Raw genomic sequence first — 24,346 nt, 5'->3', positions numbered from 1 at the left:
ATCGGACCTCGTGATCGCGGCGACCGTCGAACGTCACAGCGCGATCGCCCTGCACTACGACGGCGACTACGACGTGATCGCAGCCGTGACGGGGCAGCCACGCGATGGGTTGTGCCAGCTGGAACAGCAGACTGATGCTTCCTTCAGCTTACGCGGCGCCCGACGCCGGATCCACGGGTGGCGGGACGTCTCGCAGTTTCCGCAGCTCTTCTTGTGCCTCATCCCGGTGGGTCACATCGCAGCGTTCGTCGGTGACGATCGCCTCGAGGAGTTCCTTGGCCTTCTCGTGGTGGGCCCGGCCGAGCCCGCCGATCCGAGCAGCCGCGTGGACGCGATGTTTCGCGGGGCACGTTTCATCGCCGGCGATGGCCAACAGGACGTCGGCCACGGGTTCCACCGCCTGGGGATCGATCTCGGCCAGTGAGTTCGCGGCGTCGAGCCGTGCGTCCGTGTCGATGGCGGCGTCGGTGACGCAGGCTGACAGAACCTGTATGGCATCCGCGCGATCCTGCGCACCGCCCAACGCGGCCAGCCCCTCCGCGAACTTCAAACGGTTGCCCACCGACTCGCCGGGTGCGCTCAGCCGTGTGCGCAGGATGCGGGCGGCGTCGCCACGCAGCCCTGGGTCGACCGAGACCGCGGCGTCCACGGCCCACCGGACCTCGAAACCGTCCGGCTCTTCCGCTGCCTGGCGCAGCAGTGTGGCAACGACATTGGCTCGGGTGCGCGGCACCAGGCCGACCAGCGATACAGCCGCGTTGCGGCGCTCATAGAAATAGGCGAATGGAGCTTCCAGTACCCGCATGAGGACTGCTTCGACCTCGTCAGTTTGCTCCGGAGCCAGCTGCGCCAAGGCCGTGACAAGTATAGAGGCTTCTCCTAGGCGCGTCCCCGGAGCCGTGATCCGTTGGCGCAGCAGCTCGATGGCGCGTGCACGGTGGGGGTCACTGAGCTTACCGAGGCGGCGGGCGGCCTCCGCGCGGGCGAGGGGGGCCAGCCCCGGGGCGCGCAGGGCCTCTTCCAGGACCGGTACGACCTGTTCGGTGTTCTGCGGATCCATGTCGCTCAAGTTCGAGGCCGCCTGAAGCCGATTCTCCAGGTGGTGTGCCGGATTGAATGCGATTGCGACAAGCAGATCCACGCAGCGCCTTCTCTTGACAGGTGCGAGAGAAGCGGATTTCTCGGCCGCCAGAATCCGGTCTGCCATCCGACAGTGCGAGGACTGTGCCAGGCGGAACAGTTCATCGGCCATGTCCGCTTGTTGTTCGGCGTCGACTTGGGCGAGCCGTTCCGCCGCGTCGATTCTGTCGTCGATGTCCAGGCGGGAGTTCAGGACCAGATTCCGCAGGACATGCACGGATGACGGGGTACGGTCCGGCGCGACGTCCGCCAGCGCCTCGGCGGCCCTTGCCCGGTTACGGGCGTCGATCCGAGGCGAGGTCATCAGCCCGTCGAGCATCTCGACGGAGCGGGACCTGCGGCTGTGATTCAGTGCGGCGATGACGCGCATGAGGTCGATCCGGTTGAAGAGGTGTATAGCCGGGTCCTCGGCCCTCGCCTCGAGGGTGGACAGCGCCTCGCCGAATGACGCTGGGGAGAGTTTGGCCAAAGCCTCCGCGACCATCACGAGGTCCGGGACGTGTGCGCCGGGGCTCTGCATGAGGTTGATCAGACAGGCTTGGGCCTGAGCAAGGCCCTGACTCCCTACGCTTGCCAGAGCCTCGGCTGCCGACCGGCGCTGTGTGATGGGAACCCGTTCGTCCCGTGCCGTCCCCAGCAGGGCTTCGGCCGCGCGCTCCCGTGAGGAGTGCTGGGTGCGAGCGACCGCGGCGGCGCCGCTTACCCGATCGGCGTCCGTGAGATGCGGGTCGTCGATGACGGTCCACAGATAGTCGACTGCTGCCTCTGCCGTGGGCCCGCTGCGCTCGCTGAGCAGCTGAGCCGCCGCGACGCGGGCCGTAGTCGCGGCCGAATCGTTCATGACCGAGGCGAGGGTGGCCGACACTTTGGGGTCGCCCAGTAGCGCCGCCGTGGTCAGCATGTCGTCGTAATGCTCGTCGTTGGGTACGAACAGAACCCGCCGCAGCCCCTCGCAGAAGGCATCGAGCACCGGTTCTGCGGCCTTCGCCCCGCGCAACAGCAGCTCGCCGACGAGCGCCTGATGGTGGTTCGTCTGCTGCTGGAGCCAGGGCAGCAGGGCGCTGTCCGGATGGCTGTGCGTGTGCCGGACCAGTACGAGCCGCGCGACCTCCTCCTCTCCAGCGCCGTTGAAGATACGGGCGAGCCAGGAGCCCCAGATCTCCGCCTCCGGATCGAACGCGTCCGGGAGGCACCGCTCGTGCTCCTGTGCAGCCAGATGCTCGGCGAACGACAAGTGCCAGAAGCGGACGTTGATGCCGTCACGGGTGACCAGCCCGGTGTATTCGGCGAGGGAGAAGAGAATCTTGGTCCATGTAGGGGTGTCCGGAACAGGCGCTCCCAGCTCTTGGGCGAGCTGCCGCACCCAGGTATCCGCATGGCTCAGCAGGTCCGTCTCCCCCCGGGATGCCGCCACGGCCAGCCGCTGTCCGAGCTCCAGGCGCCGCGCCCGGACTTGGTCGGCCAGCCGCTCGCCGTGCGGCAGACCTTTCAGCAGCACCCGCAGGTCGTCGCCCACCCTTTTGCCACGGCCCTCGGCCAGATGCGTCAGAAACTGTTCGTACAGGCCGAACCGCTGCTTGGGCAGCGGGGTGTCCGGACGGTTCTCGAAGACGATCGCGGCGATGGTGGCGAGCAGCGGCACCTTGGCCACGTCGAGGAGATGGCCGTCGCGTAGTTGGGTCAGGAACCGCTCCGCCTGATCGGGCTCGGGGCAGTCGTGGAACCACCCCTGGGCGAAGCGCTCCAGTCCGTCCGCGGTGAACGGCTCCAGGGTGTAGTGGACCATGCCTGCGTGGATCAGCTTGTGCCGGTCGGCCGGGGTGGGCGGGCGGCTGGTGAGGATCATCCGGAACGGCAGGTCCTGAGGGCGCAGCACGCTGTCGATCCAGTCGACGAGGTTGCCCCGGGCCTGGACGTCGGAAACCTCGTCCAGCGCGTCCACGAGGATCACCCACTGCCCGTCCGGCGTGGGTCGGTCCGGCAGCAGCCGTAGCCCCGCTGGGAGTAGATCGTCCTCCACCGCCGCAGCTATCGCCTCCTGCCAGGGTTTGTGCTTGGCCGCGTGCGGAGCGAGGTGCCTGGCGGTGACCCGGACGGGGACCGCGTTCTCCGGTAGCTCCCCGGGGAGCTGGCTGATGAGGGAGGACTTTCCCATCCCGGGGCCGCCGGTGACCAGCAGGTGCTCCGGTGACGCCAGCACGGACTTCAGGGACTGCGAGACCCGCTGGTCCTGCTTGCCGTCCGATACCGGAGAGCCCGCCTCGGCCCGACGCTCCTCCCGCTCCCGCGCCCGGGACCAGTCGCCGTGCCGGGACGCATCCGACGCGCGGTCCACTCGATGGTCCCCGTCCGCGCCCTGGGCCGACATCTGCTGGCGTACATAGACCTCGGTGAAGCGGGGGCGGCGTGGTCCGTCCAGGAGGTCCTCGTACGGGAAGCTGTCCGCCCGCCGTTTCTGCTTCTCGACCAGAAGGTCCAGGTCGGACCGGCTCAGCTGGACGGTCCGCCCGTGGTTGTGTTTGTGGTCGGAGCCGGAGGAGGGACCGGCCGGGGGCAGCTCGGGTACATAGGCGCGGTTGCGTACCAGGGCGATCCGTCCGGCCGAGTCGGTCGCCAGTGTGCGCGGCACCGGAAGCCCCTTGCGCACTGTAGCCCGCCGGACATTCTGGTACAGGTCCTCGATGGTGAGCAGTTCCTGGCCGCCCGGCACGCCTCCCTCGATCAGTGACAGCAACTCCCCGGTGAACACGGTCAGTTCCGCGTCAGGCGGCGCGAACGACACGGCGTTGGAACCGGAGGAGGTGAGGACGTACGCGCCCTCGATCTCGGCCTCTTCCTGGAGCTCGGAGGGCCCCATGGCGACCGCGGCATGTCCGCTGAAGCAGCAGTCGAGCACCACTATCTTGCGGCGGGCCTGACGCGGTCTCAGCAGCTCCTTGCGCACATCCCGGTAGCGCAAGGACAAGTACAGGTCGCCGTGATTGGATTCGGGCAGTGCCAGGTACAGCTTGTCCGAGGGGTCCACGGCGTCCGCGTCCGTCAGCCCGTGTCCGGCGTAGTAGACGAAGAGCGTGTCCTCCGCCTCGCCCGCTGCCTTGGAGATCGCGCGGATCGCCTCGATGTAGTCGCGCGGCTGGGGGATCACCTGACAGTGCTCCTTGGGGAGCCCCCACAGCTCGGGGTCGGTCAGCGCGTCGTGCAGTCGAGTGAGGTTGTTTTTCACGGACTTCAAGGGCGGTAGAGCAGCGAAGTCATGGACCCCGATCAGCACCGCCCGTGAGGTGGCCGGGTCTGGCAGTCGCACGCCCTCACCCCTCCGACGAGTCGCCGGAGTCGTCAGAGTTGGTGTCGCCTGCGCTGATCAGAGCCTCCAGCAGCCGACGCACGGCCTCCGGGTCGTCGGTCTGCACGGTGACCGTGGTCCCGTTCGACTGGGCGTTCAGGGGCGGCGTGGACGGCCGGTTCTGGAGCCACGCGGCCACGGACACCGCCAGGCTGGACAGCGCGGTGGCGTGCGTGAGCACGATGTTCACCGTGTCCCAGACGCCGCCCATGGCTCCTTCCAGCGGCGGGGCCTCCCGCAGCTCGACCGTGGACGTCTGCTCCAGGGACTCGTCCCGGAAGAGATGCCGGTACAGCGACCGCAGGGCCTCGCCCTCGCCGTCCCCCTCGTCGATACGGAAACGGATCTCCACCTGCTCCATCTGCGCGCCCCCTCGCTCGCTCACCGCCGTAACAGCGGATTTTCTCACGATCCGTCACCCGCCCGCGTCACCCCTTGACGGCGCCTCCCAGCGCGAAGCCGCCGCCCATCCGGCGGGCGATCAGCACGTACAGCAGGATCACGGGGGTCGAGTAGAGGATGGAGAAGGCGGCGAGCTGGCCGTAGGCGACCTGGCCGTAGTTGCCGAAGAAGGTGAAGATGGACACCGACGCGGGGAGTTGGTCCGGGGTGAGCAGCAGCATGAAGGGGACGAAGAAGTTGCCCCACATCATGATGAAGCTGTAGATCATCACGACCGTGATGCCCGGTCCCATCAGGGGCAGGATGACGCGCACCAGGCTCTGCAGCCAGGACGCGCCGTCCGTCCATGCGGCCTCTTCGAGGATGACCGGGACGCCGTCCATGAAGTTCTTCATCAGCCAGATGGCGAACGGGAGTTGCGAGGCGGCCAGGAACAGCGCCGTTCCGTACATCGTGTCGATCAGGTCGACCTGTACGAAGAGGCCGTAGACCGGGACCATGATCGCGGTGATCGGCAGACAGGTGCTGAACAGGATCGTCAGCAGATACGGGCGTACGAGACGGGAGCGGAACCGGGACAGCGGATAGGCGGCGAGGGCCGCGCACGCCACGGTCAGGATGGTGGCCCCGCCGCACAGCAGCAGGCTGTTGAGCATCGGTGTGAAGGTGATCTCGTCCGTCCACACCGCCTGGAAGTTGTCCAGCGTGGGGGAGCCGGGGGCGGAGACGCGTAAGGTCGCCTCGCCGTCGACGGAGGCCAGGATCAGCCAGGCCAGCGGGAGTACGAAGGCCGCGGCGACGACGAGCAGGGCGGCGTCGGCGGCCAGTCGGCGGCGGGTGCGGGGGGACCAGGCGGCGCGGGGACCGGCGCTGCGGCGCTTGGTGGTGCGGGGTCTGGTGATACGGGATCTGAGCGGGGCGGACTTGGCCGGATGGGACAAGGTGCGGCCGGACAGTGCGGACAACCTCGGACCTCCTCGCGCCTGCTGAGCGCAGTCGATCAGCGTTCCGTACATGAAACCGCCCGTCCGGCCGGGAGGGGAAGACTGCGGTCAGCGGCTTCAGTCGGGGTGGGCCGCGAGCGCGGTGGCGTGGCGTAGGGCCGCGTCGCCTTGGTGGGCGGCGGTGCGCATGGCGATATAGCCGTCCGGGCGGATGAGGACGAGTCCGTCTTCGCGCATGTCGTAGATGCGGTGGGCCTGGCCGTCGGTGTCGATGACCGTGTCGGGACCGGTCGCCGTCGGGTCGTCGGTCACCCGATAGGCGCGCAGCGGGACGGGCGCGTCCCACGCGGTGGCCGTGCCGTGGCCACGGCCGAAGGACAGCAGCGTCCAGTGCGGGCCGCGCAGCAGGTCGAAGAGGCGGTGCTCGCGGCCGGTCGAGGCGTCGCGGCAGGGTGCGTCGGGTGCCCGGTCGCCGGCCTGGGGGCCGCCCGGTCGGGTCGTCAGTGGGCTGGTGGGGTAGGCGATGGTGAGCCCGGTGGTGAAGTCGTCGGTGAGACCGCGCAGCGCGGTCGCCCCGTCGCTGTCGCCGAAGGCGCGCATCATCGCGTGCATCCGGGAGGTGCTGTCGTCGAGGACGGCCTGGGCGACGGGGCGGCGTTCTCGTTCGTAGGTGTCGAGCAGGGCGGCGTCGGCGCCGCCGAGGACGGCGGCGAGTTTCCAGCCCAGGTTGTAGGCGTCCTGGATACCGGTGTTCATGCCCTGCCCGCCGGCGGGTGAGTGGATATGCGCCGCGTCTCCGGCGACGAAGGCCCGGCCGACGCGATACCGGTCGACCAGGCATACGTTGACCTGGTACAGCGAACGCCAGCCCGCGTCCTGGAGGTCCACGCCCGGCAGGCCCGCGCGTTCGGCGAAGATGCGGCGGAACAGCTCCAGTGTGGGCGTGCCGGGCTCCCGCTCGCCGGCGGGGACGGACGCCTGGAACTGCCAGATGTCGGTGCTGGGCAGCGGGAACAGGGACAGGATCCCGTGCTCGGGGCCGGCCCAGAGGTGCTGGCAGTGCCGGTCGAGGCCCTTGATGCGTACGTCGCCGAGGTACCAGCGGTGGTCCCCGTAGGAGGTGCCCCGCAGGACGGCCCCCATCCGCTGCCGGACGATGCTGCGGCCCCCGTCGCAGCCGACGGCATAGCGCGCCCGAATCTCACGCTGCCCGGCCGCCGTCCGTACGGTCGCGGTCACGGAGTCGGCGTCCTGGCTGAGGTCGCTCACGGCCGAGCCCCATTCCACCTGGCCGCCGAGTTCCGCCAGGCGGTCGCGCAGGACGGACTCCAGCTGGGGTTGTGACAGCCAGACCGGCGGGTACGGAACGCCGGGGGCCGCCGTGCCCACGGCGAGTTCCACGGCTTCGGAGACCACGCGCTCCCGGTCGTAGCGCCGGGTCGGGACGTTGATGGCCCCCAGTTCCAGGACGCGGTCGATGACGCCGAGGTCGTCGGCGATCTCCAGTGCGCGCGGCTGGACGGTCTTGGCGCGGGAGGCGGTGCTGGGCCGCTCGGCGGCCTCGACGATGCGGCAGGTGACACCGCGCCGGGCGAGATCGGAGGCCAGGGTCAGCCCGGTGGGTCCGGCGCCGACGATCAGTACGTCGCTCATGGCCATGAAGTCCCTTACCTAACTTAGGTATCTTTATTGAAGGCGAACGTCCCCCAGGGGATGCTGCCTGCCTGGGCAGAATATATACCTAACGTAGGTAACTATTGAAGGGGAGTGTCCGCGTGCCGCACGACAACGAGGGGCTGAGGGGACTGCTGCCCGCCATGAACCGGCTCAGCGGCACGCTGAGCCGCGGACAGCTCTTCGAACGGGCCACCGCGGCCGCCGGGGTGACCCTGGAACGGCCCGCCGTGACGATTCTGGTCATCCTCGACGCGGCGGACCGGCCCTTGCGGGTCGGGGAGATCGCCCAGCGCATGCAGGTCGCCGGTCCGCACGCCACCCGCCAGATCCACGGGCTGGAACAGCGCGGCCTGGTGGAACGGGTGGCCGACCCCGATGACCAGCGGGCCCGTCTGATCACCCTCACCGCGGCCGGCGAACGGCTCGCCGGCCGCTATCTGCGGGTCATCAACGGCTGGTTCGCCGATGCGCTGTCCGGATGGTCCGACGTGGATCGGCGGCACCTCGTCCTTCTCCTCGGCCGCATGGTCGACGACCTGTCGGCCCATCTGGAGACGGTCACCAGAGATGCCAGGGATGCCGGGGGCGCCGGGGGCGACCACCCCGCCGAGTGACTTCAGTCCACGAAGAAGCTGTCGTGGCGGATGCGGAACTCCTCGAGCTCCTTGCCGCCACGCCGGGTCATCTCCGCGACCTGCTCGAAATACTCCTCGCGCGGTGCGCCCGGGGCGAAGAGCAGCAGCAGGGACGCCGGGTCGTCGGAGTCGTTCTTGAACGCGTGCAACCCGCCCACCGGTACGTACAGGAAGTCACCCGACCGCGCCGTGATCCAGCGATCTCCGTCGTAGAGCCGCACGGCCCCCGACAGGATGAAGAAGGACTCCGAGATCGAGCGGTGGAAGTGGGTGCTGGGCCCCGGCGACCTGGGTCCCATGTCAACCCGGTAGAGCCCGAATTCACCCCCGGTGGTGGCATGGGTGGCCAGATAGTGGGTCCGGTTGCCCGTGGGGGAGTCCAGCTCGGGCGTGCTGTCAACCGGTCTGTAGACCGCGTTGACCTCGCCGTTCTCGCCGAGATAGCGGGGCTCGGGGTACGACATGATCGGCTCCTTTGTCTCATCCGTCACCGCATTGTGGACACGGACGGAGCCGATGGTCATCGGCCGGATGAACGGGAGGGCCAGGGCGCCGGGGACCAGGGCGGGCGGCGCATCGGCTCGGTCAAAAGTCCGAGCGCGTACGGCTGTTGCCGCCCCAGCCGTACCCGGCCGGCCCCACCCCCCCCGGCCGGGGTCAGGCCAGGACGGCCAGCTTGAGGACTTCTTCGCACCACTGGCGGAAGCTGGTGGGGGTGGTGGACCGAGAGGTGCGCGGTTCGGCGTTGTCCAGGCCCTGGTTCTTGGCCACCATCATGTCGTACATGCCCCGCACCATCGCCTCGGACATCCCGTGTTCGGTCAGCGCCGCCGTGAAGTCGTCGGCGGGTACGTGCTGGAAGCGCACCGGCTTCCCCAGCACCTCGGACATGATCCGCGCCATGTCCTCGTTGGAAAGGTCCTCGGGCCCCAGGATCGGGACCTCACCATGGGCTCCGCTCCAGGAGTCGTCCAGCAGCAGTTCGGCGGCGACGGCCGCGATGTCGCGGGTGGCGCAGGTGGGGGCCTTGAGGTCGCCGGAGAGCGGGGAGAAGAACACGCCCTGGTTCTTGATCGAGTCAACTTCGCGGAGCATGTTGTCCATGAACGAGGCTGCCGTCAGTGCCCGGTAGTTGACGCCCGTGGCCGCGATCAGGTCGTCCATGGCCAGCGAGCCCGACACCAGCCCGGCGTTCACGATCACCCCGCGGCCCAGGGCCGAGACGCCGACCACCCGCTTGACCCCCTGGGCCTTGAACGCGTCACACGCGGGCCGGGTGAAGTCCAGATATATGGCCTCGAGGCTCTTGGCGCGGGGATTCGGCGGCGCCAGCCAGAAGACGGCATCCGCGCCCGCGCATGCCTTGTCGATGACGTCGAAGTCGCCGTGCGACCCGGCTATGACCTCGACGCGCTCCTGTATCCGCGGGGAGAGCCGGGAGGGATCGCGTGCGATCACCCGGATCGGCTCGCCGCTGTCGAACAGGTTCTCAAGGACCTGGCTCCCGATCTGCCCGGTGGGAGTGGTGATGACGATCATGGGAAAGGGAACCTCCTGATGAGTGGCGAACCGGCTTCCCGGACGCCGTGCGGAGGTAACTCTCTGCCGATAAAGGGGTGTTCGTCCAATACCTCTTCGCACGCATTGATACCCTCCGGGTATGGATCTGGACCTGCGCAAGCTGCGCTACTTCGTGGCCGTCGCGGAGCACGGGCACTTCGGCCGGGCCGCCGACCGGCTGCATATCGCGCAGCCCGTCCTCAGCCGGCAGATCCGCGCGCTGGAGCAGGAGCTCGGCTGCGCGCTGCTGGAGCGCACCACCCGTTCCGTACGGCTGACCCCGGCCGGCGAGCAGTTGCAGAAGGACGCACTCGACGTGCTCGCCGCCGCGCGCGCCGCCACCCGTCGCGTGCACAGCGCGGCGCGCGGCGCCCACCGCCTGATCGTCGGCTTCGTGCCCGGGCTGAGCGTCTCGACCGCTGTCCGCGCGTTCGCCCACGAGCACCCCGGCGTCGAGATCGAACTGCTCCGACTGAACTGGTACGAGCAGGCCGAGGCGCTACGGGACGGCCGGGCCGACGTCGGTTATCTCCGCAACCCCTTCGACGTGGACGGGCTTCGCACCGTCCCGATCGGCAGCGAGCCGCAGGTCGTATGCCTGCCCGCCGCCCACCCCCTGGCGTCCCGGCGCCGGCTCGCCCACGCCGATCTCGACGGCGAGGAGATCCTGGACGGTGAGCGGCGGCGCATCGCGACGATCGAAGAGAAGCTTGAGCTCGTCGCGTCCGGGGTCGGCATCGCCCTGGTGCCCCGTAGCGTCGCGCGCTACTACTCCCGGCCCGACCTGGTGCATCGGCCGGTGACCGACGCCGTGTCGTACGAAACCTGCCTCGCCGTGGTCGAGGACCGCCGCCAGCGGCATCTGTGGGACTTTCTGGCCGTCGCGGCGCAGGCGCTGGCCGGGCGGCGTCCGTGAGGTGCCCGTGAGTCCGTGAGGTGCCCGTGAGACGTGCGACACGCGCGACCCCCATGACTGACAAATATTGAAATCTGTCAGTCATGCATGTCATGCTTCCTGGACGCACTCCACCCCCGTCCCGAGGAGCGTCCTGTGCAGACCCGCACCCTTGGCACCACCGGCCCCCAGGTCTCCGCGCTCGGCCTCGGCTGCATGGGCATGTCCGGCATGTACGGCGAGGCCGACCGTGCCGAGTCCATCGCCACCATCCACGCCGCGCTCGACGCAGGGATCACCCTCCTCGACACCGGCGACTTCTACGGCATGGGCCATAACGAACTGCTCATCAACGAGGCGCTTCGCACCGCCCCCGCCGCCCTGCGCGCACAGGCCCTGACCAGCGTGAAGTTCGGCGCCCTGCGCGACGCGGCGGGCGGCTGGCGCGGCTACGACGGCCGCCCGGAAGCCGTCGGGAACTTCCTCGCCTACTCCCTGCAGCGCCTGGGCACCGACCACATCGACATCTACCGCATCGCCCGCGTCGACCCCGCCGTACCCATCGAGGAGACGGTCGGCGCCATCGCCGAGGCCGTCCAGGCCGGATACGTACGCCACATCGGACTCTCGGAGGTGGGCCCCGAGACCATCCGCCGGGCCGCCGCCACCGCCCCGATCGTGGATCTCCAGATCGAGTACTCCGTGATCGACCGGGCCATCGAGGACGAGATCCTGCCGGTCTGCCGCGAATTGGGCATCGGCATCACCGCGTACGGAGTGCTCTCGCGCGGCCTGATCAGCGGCCACTGGAGCCGGGACCGCAAGGTCGCCGCCGACGACTTCCGCGCCCACAGCCCGCGCTTCAGCGCGGACAACCTCGACCACAACCTCGCCCTTGTGGACGCGCTCCGCGAGATCGCCGACGGCAAGGGCGCCAGCGTCGCGCAGACGGCCATCGCCTGGGTGCTCGCCCAGAACGCCAGGCAGTCCGCCGCCATCGTTCCGCTTGTCGGCGCCCGCCGCCGCGACCGCCTGGCGGAATCGCTCGGTGCGCTGGAGGTTACGCTCGATGCCGACGACCTGGCCGCCATCGAGGAGGCCGTTCCGGTCGGTGCGGCAGCAGGCACGCGCTACCCGGAAGCGCGTATGCCCCACCTTGACAGCGAGAAGTAGCCGATGACGTAAGGGACCCGATGCCGCCGCCCGAGAACCCCCTGACACCCGCCCGCATCCTCGAAGCCACCGAGGACGTACTGCGCCGCTACGGCCCGGCCAAGGCCACGGTCGTGGACGTCGCCCGCGCGCTGGGGGTCAGCCACGGCAGCGTCTACCGCCACTTCGCCACGAAGGCCGCGCTGCGCGAGGCGGTCACCGAAAGGTGGCTCGACCGGGAGCACGACGAGCTGTCGGCCATCGCCGACGGCCTGGGCCCCGCGGCGGACCGCCTGCGGCGCTGGCTGGCGGCCCTCTTCGCGGCCAAGCGGCGCAAGGCCGGCGACGACCCCGAGCTGTTCGCCACGTTCATGGAGCTGGCCCGCGAGAACAGCGGCACCGTCGCCCGGTATCTCACGACGCTGCTGAAGCAGCTCGCCACGATCGTGGAGAGCGGGGTCGCGAGCGGCGAGTTCGCCGCGCGCGACGCGGCGGCGATGGCACGGGCACTGTGGGACGCGACGGCGCGTTTCCACGACCCCATGTACGCGTCGGAGTGGGCGGACCCCGAGATCGACGCGGACTTCGCGGGAGTGTGCGAGCTGCTGCTGCGCGGCCTGCGCGCGTAGCGATCCACGGACAGCGGAAGACCCTCGGCATTCGCCGAGTTTTCGCGTTCAGCGCGAGTGCGAGGGTCCGGACTTCGCCGTGAGCACGATCTGGGTCTGGGTGGTCTGTCCCACCAGCCGGTCCTTGTCGTCCCGCAGATCGGTCTGTACGACGATGAGGGTGCCGCCGACGTGCAGGGGGCGGGCCGTGGCGTGGACTCGCCCGGAGGCCACTCCCCGCAGGAAGTTGGTCTTGGACTCCACCGTGGACGTCCCGGCGCCCTGCGGGAGGTTGAGATAGGCGCAGACGGCGCCGACGGAGTCGGCCAGCGCCATCAGGGCCCCGCCGTGTATGACTCCACCCGCGGTGCAGACCTCCGGTGACCAGGCCAGACTGCCCACGGCCCGGTCGGGGGCGGCCTCGCGGAGTTCGATGCCCAGCTGTGCCGCGAAGGGCATGGCTGCCAGGAGGGCGGCGGGGCTGAGGGCTGCCGTCTCGGACGTCACGGAAGGCTCGGAAGTCTCGGAAGGGGGCATGGCGTGCTGCCTTTCGGGGTCGAGGGTCAGGGTTAGGCGGCCGGAATCCGGTGGGCCAGTTGGTCGCCGAGAGAGCTACGGCGGTACAGCACGCGAAGGTGCTGGGACACGGCGCTGGGGGTGACGCTGAGGCGGCGAGCGACCTCCGTCGTTGCCAGCGGCTCTTCGAGGATGCGAAGCAGGGTGGCTCTGGGCGCGCCGAGCAGAGAGGCGAGAGCCGTCGCGTCAGGGGTCGATGGCGGGGCCCAGAGCGTCGCCACCGCACGGCTGGGGTACGCCAGCACAGGTGGATCGTCCGGGTTGATGGGGGGTGCCGGTTTCTGCGCGAACACGGACGGTATCAGCAGCAGCCCTCGGCCGGAGGCCGCGGTGCGGTGCTCGCCGACCACCTTGTCGATGTGCAGCACTCCGTCCTGCCATCGTAGGTTCGGGTGCATGTCGGTGAAGAGCAGGCGTGCGCCTCCTTTGGCCAGTTGCCGCGCGCGGTAGGTCATATCGGCTTCCAGTGTGAGTCGTATCTGCGGCCACATCGGCTCGATGGCGAGTTCCCAGTACTGACCCAAGAGTTCGCAGATGGTGTCGCAGAGACCGACGACCCTCGCGTCGGCGTCGGCGTCGGTGGCGGCGGCGTGCAGAGGTTCGGGGAGCGGGCCAGGCGTGTGTGTGGCCAGCAGGTCGCGGCGAATCAGATCGGGGGAGGACTGGCGGGCAATGGCCAGTTCGTCTTCGAAGGCCGGGGCGAAGCGTGTGGGGCGCGGGGTCAGGAAGTCGGGAAGTATGTGGCGCTTTCCGATCAGGGACATCAGCAGTTCGGTGTCGAGCGTGCCGAGTCCGGGGAGTACGGACCTGCGCCACGGCAGATGCAGGGCGGACTGGCCCGGATCACGTAGCACCCGCAGGCTGAGCACGGTCTCCTGCAAGGGCGAGACGGCAAACCGGGTGTCGGCAAGGTCCTCGACACCGAGCACGAAGCTGATCATTAAGCTTTACGCTACATCGTTTGCTCAAGTCCACGGCGCTGCCGTGGACTTCACCGCATGACACACGAAGCCCAGGGGCAGCACACGGCGACCGTCACGGGCGCGGCTCGCGGCATCGATGCCGTGACAACGGATGATCGACCGGTCCTTCCGCCCGGCATGCGGGCCCAGCTCGATTCGTCCTCGTATATGGGCGTGCCGACCTTCGGCCTGCGGCCCCACCTGACCGAACCGGAGCAACTCGACGAGTGGAAGCCTGACGTCGCCGTGATCGGCGCGCCATGGGACGACAACACGACCAACCGCCCTGGCGCTCGTTTCGGCCCCCGGGCGCTGCGCGCCAACGCCTACGACGCGGGCACTTACCACCTCGATCTTCAGATCGAGATCTTCGACCACCTCGCGGTCGTCGACTACGGTGACGCGATCGTCTCACCCGGTATGTGGGATCTGTCGCGTGATGCCATCTACCGTCGGGTCTCCGATGTGGTGAGCCGCGGCATCATCCCCGTGGTGATCGGGGGTGACCACTCGGTGACGTGGCCGAGCGGGATGGCGGTCGGCGCGCATTACGGCCACGGTCGGATCGGGATGATCCATTTTGACGCGCATGCCGACACGGCTGACATTCTGCGCGGCAACCTCGCCAGTCACGGAACACCGATGAGGCGACTGATCGAGTCGGGAGCGATTGCCGGACGAGACTTCATCCAGGTCGGGCTTCGGGGTTACTAGCCACCGGCCGACGTACAGGAGTGGATGCGCGAGCAGGGAATGCGCCATCACACGATGCAGGAGATCTGGGAGCGCGGCATCAAGGATGTGATGGACGATGTCATCGCCGAAGCGATCGACGGCACGGACGGTGTCTACATCTCGATCGACATCGACGTGCTGGACCCGGGGATCGCCCCGGGGACGGGAACACCCGAGCCTGGTGGTCTCGCACCGGTCGACCTGCTCAGAGCCGTTCGCCGGACCGCTCTGGAGACCAACGTGGTCGCGCTCGATGTCACCGAGGTCTGCCCTCCGTACGACCACGCCGACCTGACGGTCAACAACGCCCATCGGCTGATCTGGGAGACACTTGCCGGGCTGGCCTGCAAGCGTGCCCGACGAACCGAGTGACATCGCGTGCCCGAAGAACCGAGTGACACCGCGCGGCCGATGCTACGGCGAGCGCTCTGAGGGCGTTGCGCTCCGCTGCGCTGCGCGGTGGGCTGCGCTTCGCTTCGCCTGTGCCTGTGCGCCGTCTCGCGGCATTCGGCTCGGGCGGGTGCGGGTTTCGTCTCGGACCCTCCGGGTCCAAAGCGCCGGCGAGAAGGGGGAACGGGGGCGGCCGGCCCGGTGTCCCGGTTCCTCGGCCCGGTGGGTGGCTGGGCTCAAAGAGGCTCCGCTGCGCTCCGCCGCAGCTGCTGCCGCGCGGTGGCCAAGCCGGTCAGTCGGCTCTCCACCCACCCCCTCTTAAATAATCGCTTGATGCAGTACTTGATGTAGAGCAAGCATTTTTTTGAGAGGGGGTGGGGGAGAGCCCAACTGGACCGGCGTCTACCGCTCCGGGCGACCATCTGCCGCTCCGCCGTCCGTCGGCCGGTGACGACCCGTTGGGATGGACGGCGACGATGCCTCCGGCGCCCCCTCCCCTTCCCGCTGCTGGCCGCTTTGCGCCGAAGGCGCGAGACGATACCTGCTCACGGCAACCGGGCCATGCCGCTCAACGGCGAGGCGAGCCGACCCGAAACGCGACGCCGTCGCCGTTACGCGCGGTCTGTGGCTGTGCGCCGGGTGAAGTCCATGTGCCAGTTGGTGATCCAGGTCTGCCCGTCGTCGAGGGAAAACGCCTGCTCCCAGTGGGCGCGGTCGGCGGTGATGCCGGACCAGATGAAGCGCGCCCGGACCTTGCGGCCGTCGTGCTCGTCGTCGCCGTGGAAGACGCCGGTGCCGTCCGCGCCGAAGCTGCCGGTGACGGGTGGGAAGAGGGTGCCGGTGCGCTGGCTGGCCCAGTACAGCGACCACTGTGCGGTCGCCGGGTTGAACAGCCGCAGCGTCAGCCCGGAGAAGCCCTTCGTCGGGAACTCGATCTCGTCGAAGCTGGCGGCGCCGTTGAAATGGACGGAGGCGCGGGTGATGCCGGGGAACTCCTCCCAGCGGTCGTCGCCCTCGGTGGGGTCCAGGAAGTCCTTGCGCCAGCGGTTGGCGACGTCGTAGGTGCCGGTGAAGAACGCGAAGTCGTTGTTCGTCATGCCGCAGACGCTAAGACCGGTCCCCTGACATCCTTTGTCAGGGGACCGGCGTAGGTTTGCGGCCATGCGTGCCAGCCGACTCCTCTCGCTTCTGCTTCTGCTGCAAAACCGTGGCCGGATGACCGCTGTCGAGCTGGCGGCGGAGCTTGAGGTGTCCGTGCGCACGGTGTACCGGGACGTGCAGGCGCTGATTGCGGCGGGCGTGCCGCTCTACGGCGAGGCGGGCCACGCGGGCGGCTATGCCCTGCTGGATGGCTACCGCACGCGGTTGACCGGGCTGACCGCAGACGAGGCGCAGACGCTGTTCCTGGCTGGTCTCCCGGGGCCGGCGGCCGAGCTGGGGCTGGGCTCGGTGCTGGCGGCCGCCGAGCTGAAGTTGGAGGCGGCCCTGCCGGCCCAGTTGCGGGATCAGGGCCGGCGGATCCGTGAGTGCTTCCACCTCGACGCCCCGGGCTGGTACCGGGAGGCGGACGAGGTGCCGCATCTGCCGGCGGTGGCGGCCGCGGTGTGGCAGCGCCGTGCCATCTGGGTGCGCTATCGCCGGTGGTATGCCCCGCAGGTGGTGGAGCGGCGTCTGGAGCCGTACGGGATCGTCCTCAAGGCCGGACGCTGGTACACCGTCGCTCGTGCCGATGAGGAACTGCGCACCTACCGGATCGGGCAGATCCTCGCCCTGGAGCAACTGGACGAGGTGTTCGATCCGCCGGCCGGTTTCGACCTGGCTCGTCACTGGCAGGCCCATTCGGCGGGGCTGCAGGAGCGGCTGTGGCAGGGCGAAGCGGAGATACGCATCTCACCGGTCGGCATCGCCCGGCTGCAGGACTTCGCGGCGCAGGCGGTGATCGACGGTGTGAACCGAGGAGAGCCGGAGGCCGACGGCTGGCGCCGAAGCGTCATCCCCGTCGAGAGCCTCGCACACGCGGAGTCGGAGCTGTTGCGGCTGGGCCCGGAGGTGGAGGTGCTCGCACCGACCGAGCTTCGGGAGCACATCACGGCATCGACACGAGCCATGGCGGCGCTCTACGGCTGAAGTCACGATCTCGGGCTTCCAGCCACGCCGGCCGCGACCGTTCACCCTCGGTCTCGCCAACTCAAGCGGTCATCCGCCGGGTCGGTGCGAACTTGTCAGCGGAGGTCCACCATGTAGAACACCTTGTCGTAGCGGCGTTCGCCGACGGCGACGAAGTCGGGCAGACGGCCGTATTCGGTGAAGCCCAGCGACCGGTAGAGGTCCAGGGCCTTGGCGTTGTCGCCACGGGCATCCAGGGTGAGGACCTCGATACCGGCCTGGCGGGCGTCGGCGATCAAGGCGGCGGTCAGCGCCCGGCCGATGCCACGCCCATGGGCGGCTCCAGCCACCGCGATCTTCTCCAGATCGGCATGCGGCCGGTGCGTCGGCCGGGCGTAGCGCAGCCAGTACCCCAGCCCGACCAGCCGACGGCCGAGATAAGCGGCGCGCAGGGCACCATCCCCGGCCCGCACCGCGGCGACGACCTGGCCGAGGAGTTCCGCCACTTCTGGGCGTGAGGGCGGTTCGACCCAGCCGAGTGCGGCACCTTCGCGGACCAGGTCCGCCAGGATCCGGTGGGCCGACTCCGCGAAGCGGGCTGCCAGCTCCGGATCGGACATCAGCTCCATCGCGCTCAGGATGACCGGCTCCCCGGTCCCGCCGCTGGTCATGGCCGTATTCATGGCCGAGAGACTATCCAGCCGCCCATGGCCCGGCCGAGACCCTGCATTTTCCGCCGTCAGCAAGCACCAGCGCGTTGCCTTCCTGCCCTTCCCGGGGAACTGCTGGAACTATCGTCCAACGACAGCAGATGACGACAGGCACAGAAGGGCATCGCATGACCAGCCGCGACCTCGACACTGAAAGCGAAGTCTGGGACCCCTTGGGTACCTTGCGTCAGGCGTTATGGATCTGCGGGGGCCAGTGGGCCGGCAAATCGACCGTCGCCAGAATCCTGGCGGCACGGTACGGCGTCACCGTCTATCACTACGACTACCACGACGCCCGCGCTCACAACGATCGCCGCATCGCACGTCGCATCAGCCTTGGCGAGCCCGTCGCCGATCCTGACCTGGACGAGGTGTGGGTCAACACCACCCCCGAAGCGATGGCCGCCCAGACCCTGGCCGATTTCCCGGTCCGCTTCGAATGGACGCTTGACGACCTGCGTGCGTTGGTTTCCGGGAGGCCGATCATCGCCGAGGGCTGGGGGCTCCGCCCCGAGCTCGTAGCCCCCATCATCGACTCACCGCGTCGGATGATTGTCATGGTGCCCACACCCGAGTTCCGCCAACATCAAGTTCGCGTGCTACCCCGGGCCGCCGCGCTCGGTCCCCCCGTCAGCGACCCGGCCAGAGCGCAGGCCAATCGCCTCGTCCGTGACGGTCTCATCGCCGAGGAGGCTGTGCGTGCCGCCCGTGGGCTGGGTATCCGCGTGCTCGAAGTCGATGGTTCCCGCGACGCCATGGCCATCGCCGATGACGTCGCAGACCACTTCAGCCCCTACCTGGTGCGTTGAGCCCGCCCCGGGCCGCGATGCGGTCACGGATGCGCGCGGCCATGGCGGAGGCTTCCTCGGGCTCCATGGCCAGCACACCGTTCTCGGTCATCAGCGCCGCGAACTGCTGTTGTTCGTAGGGGGTATCTGGCGGCAATCCGGCAATGTGCCAGTGCAGATGTGCGTTTCCTTGCTGGCTGCCCAGGGAGTAGAGGTACGTCCGCTCGGCGCCCACGCAGTCCTCCACCGCGAGGGCGACCTCCCGCACCACCAGCATGAGCCGCGTGTAGGACTCCGGATCCAGGTCACGGACGACGTGCTCGACGTGTCGCTTCGGGGCGACCAGAACCTTGCCGGGGAGGGTGGGCCACCGGTCGAGGAAGGCGATGTGGTCGTCGTCCTCGTAGACGGTGTGATGTGCGAAGTCGGGGTGTCCGGATACGAAGGCGCAGACGAAGCACGGCCCGCGCTGCGCTCTGGCCGTGTACGCCTCCAGGTCCATCGGCTGCCGTTTCGGTGGCATGGCCGGCCCCTTTCTTCCGTGGTCCGGTCAGAGCTCGACCGGGGAGGTGGCCAGGTCGAGTTCGACCCAGACCTCCTTGCCCACGGTTCGCTCCCGTACGCCCCAGCGGGTCGCCAACGCGCGCACGATCAGGAGCCCGCGCCCGAACTTGTCGTCGGGGGTCGGGCGGCGCGGCTGGGGGAGACGTTCGCCCTTGGCGTCGGAGACGGCGATGCGCAGGAGTGTTTTGGTGAGGGTGAGCTGAACGCGGAAGTGACGTCCGGGGACGCCGCCGTGCAGCACGGCGTTGGACGCCAGCTCGGAGACGATGAGCGCGGCGTCGTCCGCGAGGGCGGGGTGGCCCCAGTGGGCAACCATCTTGGCGGTGTAGCGACGAGCGAAGGTCACGCTTTTGGGGAACGGGGAGTAGTCCACGCGATCGTGATGGACGACGGGGTCGTTGGGGCCGGGGCTCCGTGGGTCTTGCGGCGCGAATGCCATCGCGCACCTCCAGCAGGCGAGTTTGGGCCTGAGCACGCGAGGGCGTGGCGGGGTGCGGCCCGCCGACTCGCCTCGCTGCGCGAGCGGTTCATCACGGACCGTAGCGCCTCCCGAGAGATCGTTTTAATCGAGCCCGGGAAATTCGTAACCGATCTTGCGTGCGGACTGTGCTGGAGTCCACACTGTGCGTGAATCAGGGAGGTCGCTACATGACAGAGGCCGTGCAGGAGAATCGCGTCTCAACAGTCCTGGGACGCAAGCTCGGTGGGGAACTCCTGCGGCTGCGGACCAGCGCGGGTCTGACGCAAGGGCAAGCCGCGAAGGCCATCACCGCGTCGACCGGGAAGATCGCGAAGATGGAGAGCGGCTGGGTTCCCATGCGCGAGCCGGATATCCGGGCGCTGTGCGAGCTGTACGGCGTGTCCGAGCCGGAGGCGGTCGGCGCGCTCCTGGAGTTGGCCCGTATCGACCGAGAGCGCCGCAAGGCCAAGGGGTGGTGGAACAACGTTCCGCTCTCCAAGAACATGAGGGAGTACGTGCCTCTGGAGAACGCCGCCACCTCGATCAAGACATGGCAGGTGTCCTTCATCCCGGGCCTGCTCCAGACCGTGGCCTACGCCCGGTCGTTGCGGCGCGTGACGGTCCCGGGCGAGCACCCCGATCAGGCCGAGGAGTTCGTGGCCTCCAGAGCCGCGCGTCAGCAGAGGTTGTCCGGGGAAGATCCGCTCTCCCTCTGGGCAGTCATCCCGGAGGCCGCGCTGCGCATCGCCGGTGCAGAACCCGATGTGTCCCGGGAGCAGCTGACGAGCCTTCTCGACTGGGGCGAGCGGCCCAACGTCACCATCCAGGTTCTCCCGTTCAGCGCCGGGCTCGCCCCAGGGCTCGCGGGCTCCTTCAACGTCATCTCGTTCGCCGAGCCGGGCTCGATGGATGTGGTCTATGCGGAGGTGGCGTTGTCCACGGCATGGGTCGAGGGTGGCGACAGCGCCGCGCAACACGTAACACTGTTCGAGGAGACTGCCCGGCGCGCTCTCCCCGAGGCTGAGTCCCGAGCCTTCATCTCGACTCTCGTTAAGGAACTATGAGCCGTGACAACCTTCGCCTTCCGCAAGTCGAGCTACAGCAACGGAACAGAAGAGTGCGTCGAGGTGGCCACCAACCACCCCGACACCGTCGCGATACGCGACTCCAAGCACCCCGAAGGCCCGATACTCCACGTCGCGCCCGCCGCCTGGACCGCCTTCCGGGAGGCCGTCGTTCAGACTTCGTCGCGCATCAGCCGCAGGTAGACGAGCGAGAACAGCGCACCCACCAGCAGCAACAGCAGCGCGACCGCCGTGCCGTAGCCGATCAGCGACTTGTTGAACGCCTGGTCGTACATGAAAACCGGCAGCGTCTGGCTGCGGTTGCCGGGGCCGCCTCGGGTCATGGCCCAGATGAGGCCGAAGACGGACAGCGTCTGGAGCGTGTTGAGCATCAGGTTCGTGCCGATGGAGCGGCGGATCATCGGCAGGGTGATGTGCCAGAAGCGGCGCGGCCCACTCGCGCCGTCGACCTCCGCGGCCTCGGTGATCTCCTTGGGGATCTCGGAGAGCGCGGCGGAGTAGACGAGCATCGAGAAGGCCGTGCCGCGCCAGACGTTGGCGAAGGAGACGGCGAGGATGGGGAGGGTGTAGAGCCAGTTCTGGGACGGCAGGTGGAGCCAGTCCAGGATGGCGTTGAGCGTGCCCTCACGGCGGAAGAAGGCGTACAGCAGAAAGCCCGCGACGATCTCGGGTACGACCCACGCCGCGATGACGATCGAGCCGGTGACGGTCCGTACCGGCTTGGAGGCGCGCTGCATGGCCATCGCCAGGGCCAGCCCCAGGGTGTTCTGGCCGATCAGCGAGGACAGCAGGGTGAAGACGAGGGTGAGGATGACCGCGTTGCGGAAGTTGTCGTCCTCGAAGGCCCGTTGGAAGTTGTCGAGGCCGACGAAGTCCGTGGTGGCGGCGCCGGTCAGCTGCATATTGGTGAAGGCGATGTAGACGCAGTAGCCGATCGGCCCGCCGAGGAAGAGCAGCAGGAGCACCGTCGCCGGGGCGAGGGGGAGCCAGCGCAGGGGGCGGCGGCGTCTCGGGCGCGCTGGGACGGCCGGGGCCGCCGCCACCTTGGTCGCGGTCGCCATCAGTCCTTGGCCACCGTGGCGCCGTCGGCGATCGTCTTGAGTTGGTCGCCGTAGGACGCGGCCGCCTTGGCGGGGGAGGTGTCACTCGTGGTCACCGACTCCATGGCCTCGCCGATCGCGGTGGAGACCTGGGGGTAGACGGGGAGCGCCGGCCGGTAGTGGGTGTACTTCACCAGGTCAGTGAAGAAGGTGATCCCCGGCATGGACGACAGATAGCGCGGGTCCTTCGCCACGTCTTTGCGGACCGCGATCTGCGCGTCGACCACGCACCATTCGACCGCGTTCTTCTTGGTCTGCATCTGCTCGATGAACTTCCAGGCCAGGTCGGGGTTCTTGGACTTGGCGGTGATCGCCCAGGTCCAGCCGCCGGACATGCTGACCTTGCCGGGGGCCTGGCCGTTCTGGGTGGGCATGGCCGCCTGGCCGAGGGTCTTGGACCACTCGGGCCATGGCTTGCCGCCGGTCTTCTGCCAGTTCTGGCCGAGCCAGGAGCCGTCGAGGTCGATGGCGAGCTTTTCCTCCGGCAGCCATTCGCTGGAGACGGTGGTGCCGACGTTGGGGTCGAGGGCGTCGGAGACGTCGGGGCCCAACTTCTCGTCGTAGACGGTCTTGATGAAGCCGAGGGCGTCCTCGAACCCCTTGCCGCCGGTGACCCACTTCTTCGCCTTCGGGTCGTACAGCGGGTTCTCGCCCGTGCCGTACAGCAGCATCTCGAAGCCCTGCATGACGGCGGTTTCGCCGGGGCCCTTGCCGGTGTAGACGTTGAGCGGGGTGACGTCGGGGACCTTCTTCTTGATCGTGCGGGCGGCGGCGAGGATGTCGTCCCAGCTACCCGGCTGCCAGTCGGCCGGCAGCCCGGCCTTGGCGAAGATCTTCTTGTTGAACCACAGGCCGCGGGTGTCGGTGCCGTCCGGGATGCCGTACGTCTTGCCGTCCTCGGCCTTGGCCGCCGCCTTCGCGGTGTCGACGAACTGGTCCCAGGTCTGCCACTTGGCCAGATAGTCGTCGAGGGGGCGCAGATAGCCCGCCGTGATGTCGGAGTTGATCCGGAAGGTGTCCTCGTAGACCAGGTCGGGCGCGGTCTTGGGGGACCGCATCATCTGCTGGACCTTGGTGGCGTAGTCGTTGTCCTGGGCCTGGATCGGGATCAGCTTGACCTTCTTGCCGGGGTTCGCCTTCTCGAACTCCTTTTTCACGCCGGCCAGGAAGTTGTCCTTGAATCTGATCTTGTTGTCGGTGCTGCGGTTGTAGGCGATCTTGACCGTGTCCGGGTCGCTTCCCGAGCCGCCGCCGCAGGCGGTGAGTCCTGCGGCGGCGACGAGGGTGGCGGCTGTGAGGATCAGTGGGGCGGTGGGGCGCACTGGCACGACCTCCTTGCTGGCCTCTGGTCTGCGGCCCGACCGTACGGTCGGGCCCGAGTCAAGGTCAATCCCCTTGACCAGGAACGCCCTTGATCGAACGTCAGCTCGGAGGCTCAGCGGTGGGTGGCCGTCAGCCGGTGTAGCCGGCCAGCACCTTGGTGAAGTCGTACGTCCCCTGGTCGATGCCGCTGCACGCGTCCGCGTCCCCGCCGGAGCCGCACTTGCGGTCGCGGTTGAGCGACCAGAAGCTGACCCGGGCCAGGTGGTGGCTCTTGGCGTACGAGACCACGGACTTGAAGTTGTCGAGGGTGACGGTCTCACCCGCGACATCGGTCTTGCCGTTCATGGAGGAGAAGCCGACCTTGCGGTACGCGTCGTCGGAGGACAGCCCGTACGCGCTCGCGACCGTGTTCTTCAGCCCGTCGACCGCCGACTTGGTGGCCGCCGCCATGTCCACGGAGCCCTGGCCGAAGTCGAACGGCATGACCGCCCAGCCGTCCACGTCGACGCCGGATGCGGCGCCGCGCTTGACGAGGTCCTTGCCGTTGGAGTCGGGGCCGCTGGTGGTCGTGCCGAAGGTGACGTACACCTTGATGCCGCTGTTCTTCTGCTTGACGATCTTCAGCGCGTCGATCACCCGCTGCCGGACCGTCGCGTTCTCGAACTCGCTCGCCTCGATGTCGATGTCGATCGACTTGAGCTTGTAGGCGTCGATCACCTTCTGGTACGCGCCCGCCAGCGCGGAGGCGGAGGAGCACTTCTCGCCGAGCTTGTTACCGCTCCAGCCGCCGAAGGACACCGTGACATCGCCGCCGGCCGAGCGTATGGAGTTGATCGTCGACTCGTCGTTGCCGCCGGTGAGCGCGCGGGAGCCGTCCCACTTCGGGTTGCAGCCGCCGTCCGAGAGGATGAAGGCCATCGTGAACTGGGTGGTGCCGGTGGCCGACATCACATCGGTGGCCTTGGGCGGGCTGCCCCAGCCCAGGTAGAGGTACGGGCCGGTCTGGCCGCTGGCGGCGGCGGTCGCTTTCGGGGTGGCCGGGGTGGCCTGGGCGGTGGTGGCGACGAGGGTCGCCGCTCCGCCCGTGGCTATCAGCGCGCAGGTCGCGGTGAGGGCGAGTCTGCGGATGCGCTTGGAGGGCTTGGACATCTTCATGGCGGTGTGGTCCTCCTGAGGGGGGTTGGGAAGGAG

23 protein-coding genes and 1 pseudogene are annotated in these 24,346 nt (G+C 68.7%); 9 read left to right on the top strand and 15 right to left on the bottom strand.

Annotated features, from left to right (window positions below; translation table 11 throughout):
* Window positions 1-148 precede the first annotated feature (148 nt).
* The 4 genes from ACH4U7_RS32035 to ACH4U7_RS32020 form a co-directional block, all read right to left on the bottom strand.
* Entirely contained in the window at window positions 149-4,411 is a 4,263-nt protein-coding gene (locus ACH4U7_RS32035; protein ID WP_398531341.1) for a caspase family protein, read from the bottom strand.
* 37 nt (window positions 4,412-4,448) lie between these two features.
* Window positions 4,449-4,868, bottom strand: a complete 420-nt coding sequence (locus ACH4U7_RS32030; RefSeq protein WP_398531265.1) for a hypothetical protein — start codon at window positions 4,866-4,868, stop codon at window positions 4,449-4,451.
* A gap of 43 nt (window positions 4,869-4,911) precedes the next feature.
* Window positions 4,912-5,850, bottom strand: coding sequence for a carbohydrate ABC transporter permease (locus ACH4U7_RS32025; protein WP_398531264.1), 939 nt, complete (start codon window positions 5,848-5,850; stop codon window positions 4,912-4,914).
* A 96-nt stretch (window positions 5,851-5,946) separates the two neighbouring features.
* Window positions 5,947-7,482 (bottom strand): FAD-dependent monooxygenase, encoded by a 1,536-nt coding sequence (locus ACH4U7_RS32020; protein ID WP_398531263.1) that lies wholly within the window; start codon window positions 7,480-7,482, stop codon window positions 5,947-5,949.
* A 122-nt stretch (window positions 7,483-7,604) separates the two neighbouring features.
* On the opposite strand from ACH4U7_RS32020, the gene ACH4U7_RS32015 reads away from it, so the two are divergent.
* Window positions 7,605-8,120 (top strand): MarR family winged helix-turn-helix transcriptional regulator, encoded by a 516-nt coding sequence (locus ACH4U7_RS32015; protein WP_398531262.1) that lies wholly within the window; start codon window positions 7,605-7,607, stop codon window positions 8,118-8,120.
* A gap of 2 nt (window positions 8,121-8,122) precedes the next feature.
* Here ACH4U7_RS32015 and ACH4U7_RS32010 read toward each other — a convergent pair whose 3' ends face one another.
* Complete coding sequence (locus tag ACH4U7_RS32010; protein ID WP_398531261.1) at window positions 8,123-8,605, bottom strand: cupin domain-containing protein; 483 nt, start codon at window positions 8,603-8,605, stop codon at window positions 8,123-8,125.
* A gap of 193 nt (window positions 8,606-8,798) precedes the next feature.
* A complete protein-coding gene (locus ACH4U7_RS32005) occupies window positions 8,799-9,680 on the bottom strand; it encodes an NAD(P)H-binding protein (RefSeq protein WP_398531260.1) in 882 nt (293 codons plus the stop codon).
* Window positions 9,681-9,801: 121 nt separating this feature from the next.
* On the opposite strand from ACH4U7_RS32005, the gene ACH4U7_RS32000 reads away from it, so the two are divergent.
* The 3 genes from ACH4U7_RS32000 (at window position 9,802) to ACH4U7_RS31990 (ending at window position 12,377) form a co-directional block, all read left to right on the top strand.
* Entirely contained in the window at window positions 9,802-10,617 is an 816-nt protein-coding gene (locus tag ACH4U7_RS32000; RefSeq protein ID WP_398531259.1) for a LysR family transcriptional regulator, read from the top strand.
* A 135-nt stretch (window positions 10,618-10,752) separates the two neighbouring features.
* Window positions 10,753-11,769: an aldo/keto reductase gene (locus ACH4U7_RS31995; RefSeq protein ID WP_398531258.1), complete on the top strand. Its 1,017-nt coding sequence runs from the start codon at window positions 10,753-10,755 to the stop codon at window positions 11,767-11,769.
* Window positions 11,770-11,789: 20 nt separating this feature from the next.
* Window positions 11,790-12,377 (top strand): TetR family transcriptional regulator, encoded by a 588-nt coding sequence (locus ACH4U7_RS31990; protein WP_398531257.1) that lies wholly within the window; start codon window positions 11,790-11,792, stop codon window positions 12,375-12,377.
* A 48-nt stretch (window positions 12,378-12,425) separates the two neighbouring features.
* On the opposite strand, the gene ACH4U7_RS31985 is transcribed toward ACH4U7_RS31990, so the two are convergent.
* Both ACH4U7_RS31985 and ACH4U7_RS31980 read right to left on the bottom strand, forming a co-directional pair.
* Window positions 12,426-12,893, bottom strand: a complete 468-nt coding sequence (locus tag ACH4U7_RS31985) for a PaaI family thioesterase (protein ID WP_398531256.1) — start codon at window positions 12,891-12,893, stop codon at window positions 12,426-12,428.
* Window positions 12,894-12,925: 32 nt separating this feature from the next.
* Window positions 12,926-13,873 carry a helix-turn-helix domain-containing protein gene (locus ACH4U7_RS31980; RefSeq protein WP_398531255.1) on the bottom strand — a complete coding sequence of 316 codons (948 nt, stop codon included), beginning with the start codon at window positions 13,871-13,873 and terminating at the stop codon, window positions 12,926-12,928.
* A gap of 57 nt (window positions 13,874-13,930) precedes the next feature.
* Here ACH4U7_RS31980 and speB point away from each other — a divergent pair.
* Window positions 13,931-15,001: pseudogene (gene speB / locus ACH4U7_RS31975) on the top strand (agmatinase).
* 629 nt (window positions 15,002-15,630) lie between these two features.
* Here the strand turns inward: speB and ACH4U7_RS31970 are convergent.
* Window positions 15,631-16,116 (bottom strand): hypothetical protein, encoded by a 486-nt coding sequence (locus ACH4U7_RS31970; RefSeq protein WP_398531254.1) that lies wholly within the window; start codon window positions 16,114-16,116, stop codon window positions 15,631-15,633.
* A gap of 64 nt (window positions 16,117-16,180) precedes the next feature.
* Here ACH4U7_RS31970 and ACH4U7_RS31965 point away from each other — a divergent pair, with 64 nt between their 5' ends.
* Window positions 16,181-17,146, top strand: coding sequence for a helix-turn-helix transcriptional regulator (locus ACH4U7_RS31965; RefSeq protein WP_398531253.1), 966 nt, complete (start codon window positions 16,181-16,183; stop codon window positions 17,144-17,146).
* Window positions 17,147-17,241: 95 nt separating this feature from the next.
* Here ACH4U7_RS31965 and ACH4U7_RS31960 read toward each other — a convergent pair whose 3' ends face one another.
* Window positions 17,242-17,796: a GNAT family N-acetyltransferase gene (locus tag ACH4U7_RS31960; protein WP_398531340.1), complete on the bottom strand. Its 555-nt coding sequence runs from the start codon at window positions 17,794-17,796 to the stop codon at window positions 17,242-17,244.
* 167 nt (window positions 17,797-17,963) lie between these two features.
* Between ACH4U7_RS31960 and ACH4U7_RS31955 the strand changes: the two genes are divergently transcribed.
* Window positions 17,964-18,644 (top strand): hypothetical protein, encoded by a 681-nt coding sequence (locus tag ACH4U7_RS31955; protein WP_398531252.1) that lies wholly within the window; start codon window positions 17,964-17,966, stop codon window positions 18,642-18,644.
* On the opposite strand, the gene ACH4U7_RS31950 is transcribed toward ACH4U7_RS31955, so the two are convergent.
* Window positions 18,622-19,146: an HIT family protein gene (locus ACH4U7_RS31950; protein WP_398531251.1), complete on the bottom strand. Its 525-nt coding sequence runs from the start codon at window positions 19,144-19,146 to the stop codon at window positions 18,622-18,624. The two genes, ACH4U7_RS31955 and ACH4U7_RS31950, sit on opposite strands and share 23 nt — an antisense overlap.
* A gap of 27 nt (window positions 19,147-19,173) precedes the next feature.
* Window positions 19,174-19,626 carry an ATP-binding protein gene (locus tag ACH4U7_RS31945; RefSeq protein WP_398531250.1) on the bottom strand — a complete coding sequence of 151 codons (453 nt, stop codon included), beginning with the start codon at window positions 19,624-19,626 and terminating at the stop codon, window positions 19,174-19,176.
* A 209-nt stretch (window positions 19,627-19,835) separates the two neighbouring features.
* Here ACH4U7_RS31945 and ACH4U7_RS31940 point away from each other — a divergent pair, with 209 nt between their 5' ends.
* A complete protein-coding gene (locus ACH4U7_RS31940; RefSeq protein ID WP_398531249.1) occupies window positions 19,836-20,711 on the top strand; it encodes a helix-turn-helix domain-containing protein in 876 nt (291 codons plus the stop codon).
* A gap of 3 nt (window positions 20,712-20,714) precedes the next feature.
* The gene (locus ACH4U7_RS31935) at window positions 20,715-20,915 is read left to right on the top strand and encodes a DUF397 domain-containing protein (protein WP_398531248.1); all 201 of its coding nucleotides are present in this window, start codon (window positions 20,715-20,717) and stop codon (window positions 20,913-20,915) included.
* Here the strand turns inward: ACH4U7_RS31935 and ACH4U7_RS31930 are convergent.
* The 3 genes from ACH4U7_RS31930 to ACH4U7_RS31920 all read right to left on the bottom strand — a co-directional run bounded on the left by ACH4U7_RS31930 (window position 20,885) and on the right by ACH4U7_RS31920 (window position 24,310).
* A complete protein-coding gene (locus ACH4U7_RS31930) occupies window positions 20,885-21,793 on the bottom strand; it encodes a carbohydrate ABC transporter permease (RefSeq protein ID WP_398531247.1) in 909 nt (302 codons plus the stop codon). The genes ACH4U7_RS31935 and ACH4U7_RS31930 overlap by 31 nt on opposite strands.
* On the bottom strand, window positions 21,793-23,154 hold the full coding sequence (locus tag ACH4U7_RS31925) for an extracellular solute-binding protein (protein WP_398531339.1): 1,362 nt from the start codon (window positions 23,152-23,154) through the stop codon (window positions 21,793-21,795). Before ACH4U7_RS31925 ends, ACH4U7_RS31930 begins: the two co-directional genes overlap by 1 nt.
* A gap of 130 nt (window positions 23,155-23,284) precedes the next feature.
* Window positions 23,285-24,310: a chitinase gene (locus ACH4U7_RS31920; protein ID WP_398531246.1), complete on the bottom strand. Its 1,026-nt coding sequence runs from the start codon at window positions 24,308-24,310 to the stop codon at window positions 23,285-23,287.
* Between the last annotated feature and the right edge of the window lie 36 nt (window positions 24,311-24,346).

This window comes from Streptomyces sp. NPDC020845, assembly GCF_044334165.1.
GTDB lineage: Bacteria > Actinomycetota > Actinomycetes > Streptomycetales > Streptomycetaceae > Streptomyces.
Note: the sequence above shows the minus strand (reverse complement) of the source record. Positions and strands in the feature narration are given on the sequence as shown.

What these genes read in the sequence shown, in the direction of transcription:
- ACH4U7_RS31970 (WP_398531254.1), bottom strand. Translation starts at nt 16,116, where the DNA reads ATGACGAACAACGACTTCGCGTTCTTCACCGGCACCTACGACGTCGCC.
- ACH4U7_RS32020 (WP_398531263.1), bottom strand. Translation starts at nt 7,482, where the DNA reads ATGAGCGACGTACTGATCGTCGGCGCCGGACCCACCGGGCTGACCCTG.
- ACH4U7_RS31960 (WP_398531340.1), bottom strand. Translation starts at nt 17,796, where the DNA reads ATGACCAGCGGCGGGACCGGGGAGCCGGTCATCCTGAGCGCGATGGAG.
- ACH4U7_RS31945 (WP_398531250.1), bottom strand. Translation starts at nt 19,626, where the DNA reads ATGGCATTCGCGCCGCAAGACCCACGGAGCCCCGGCCCCAACGACCCC.
- ACH4U7_RS31955 (WP_398531252.1), top strand. Translation starts at nt 17,964, where the DNA reads ATGACCAGCCGCGACCTCGACACTGAAAGCGAAGTCTGGGACCCCTTG.
- ACH4U7_RS31980 (WP_398531255.1), bottom strand. Translation starts at nt 13,873, where the DNA reads ATGATCAGCTTCGTGCTCGGTGTCGAGGACCTTGCCGACACCCGGTTT.
- ACH4U7_RS31990 (WP_398531257.1), top strand. Translation starts at nt 11,790, where the DNA reads ATGCCGCCGCCCGAGAACCCCCTGACACCCGCCCGCATCCTCGAAGCC.
- ACH4U7_RS31985 (WP_398531256.1), bottom strand. Translation starts at nt 12,893, where the DNA reads ATGCCCCCTTCCGAGACTTCCGAGCCTTCCGTGACGTCCGAGACGGCA.
- ACH4U7_RS31940 (WP_398531249.1), top strand. Translation starts at nt 19,836, where the DNA reads ATGACAGAGGCCGTGCAGGAGAATCGCGTCTCAACAGTCCTGGGACGC.
- ACH4U7_RS31950 (WP_398531251.1), bottom strand. Translation starts at nt 19,146, where the DNA reads ATGCCACCGAAACGGCAGCCGATGGACCTGGAGGCGTACACGGCCAGA.
- ACH4U7_RS32010 (WP_398531261.1), bottom strand. Translation starts at nt 8,605, where the DNA reads ATGTCGTACCCCGAGCCCCGCTATCTCGGCGAGAACGGCGAGGTCAAC.
- ACH4U7_RS32005 (WP_398531260.1), bottom strand. Translation starts at nt 9,680, where the DNA reads ATGATCGTCATCACCACTCCCACCGGGCAGATCGGGAGCCAGGTCCTT.
- ACH4U7_RS31920 (WP_398531246.1), bottom strand. Translation starts at nt 24,310, where the DNA reads ATGAAGATGTCCAAGCCCTCCAAGCGCATCCGCAGACTCGCCCTCACC.
- ACH4U7_RS32000 (WP_398531259.1), top strand. Translation starts at nt 9,802, where the DNA reads ATGGATCTGGACCTGCGCAAGCTGCGCTACTTCGTGGCCGTCGCGGAG.
- ACH4U7_RS31965 (WP_398531253.1), top strand. Translation starts at nt 16,181, where the DNA reads ATGCGTGCCAGCCGACTCCTCTCGCTTCTGCTTCTGCTGCAAAACCGT.
- ACH4U7_RS31930 (WP_398531247.1), bottom strand. Translation starts at nt 21,793, where the DNA reads ATGGCGACCGCGACCAAGGTGGCGGCGGCCCCGGCCGTCCCAGCGCGC.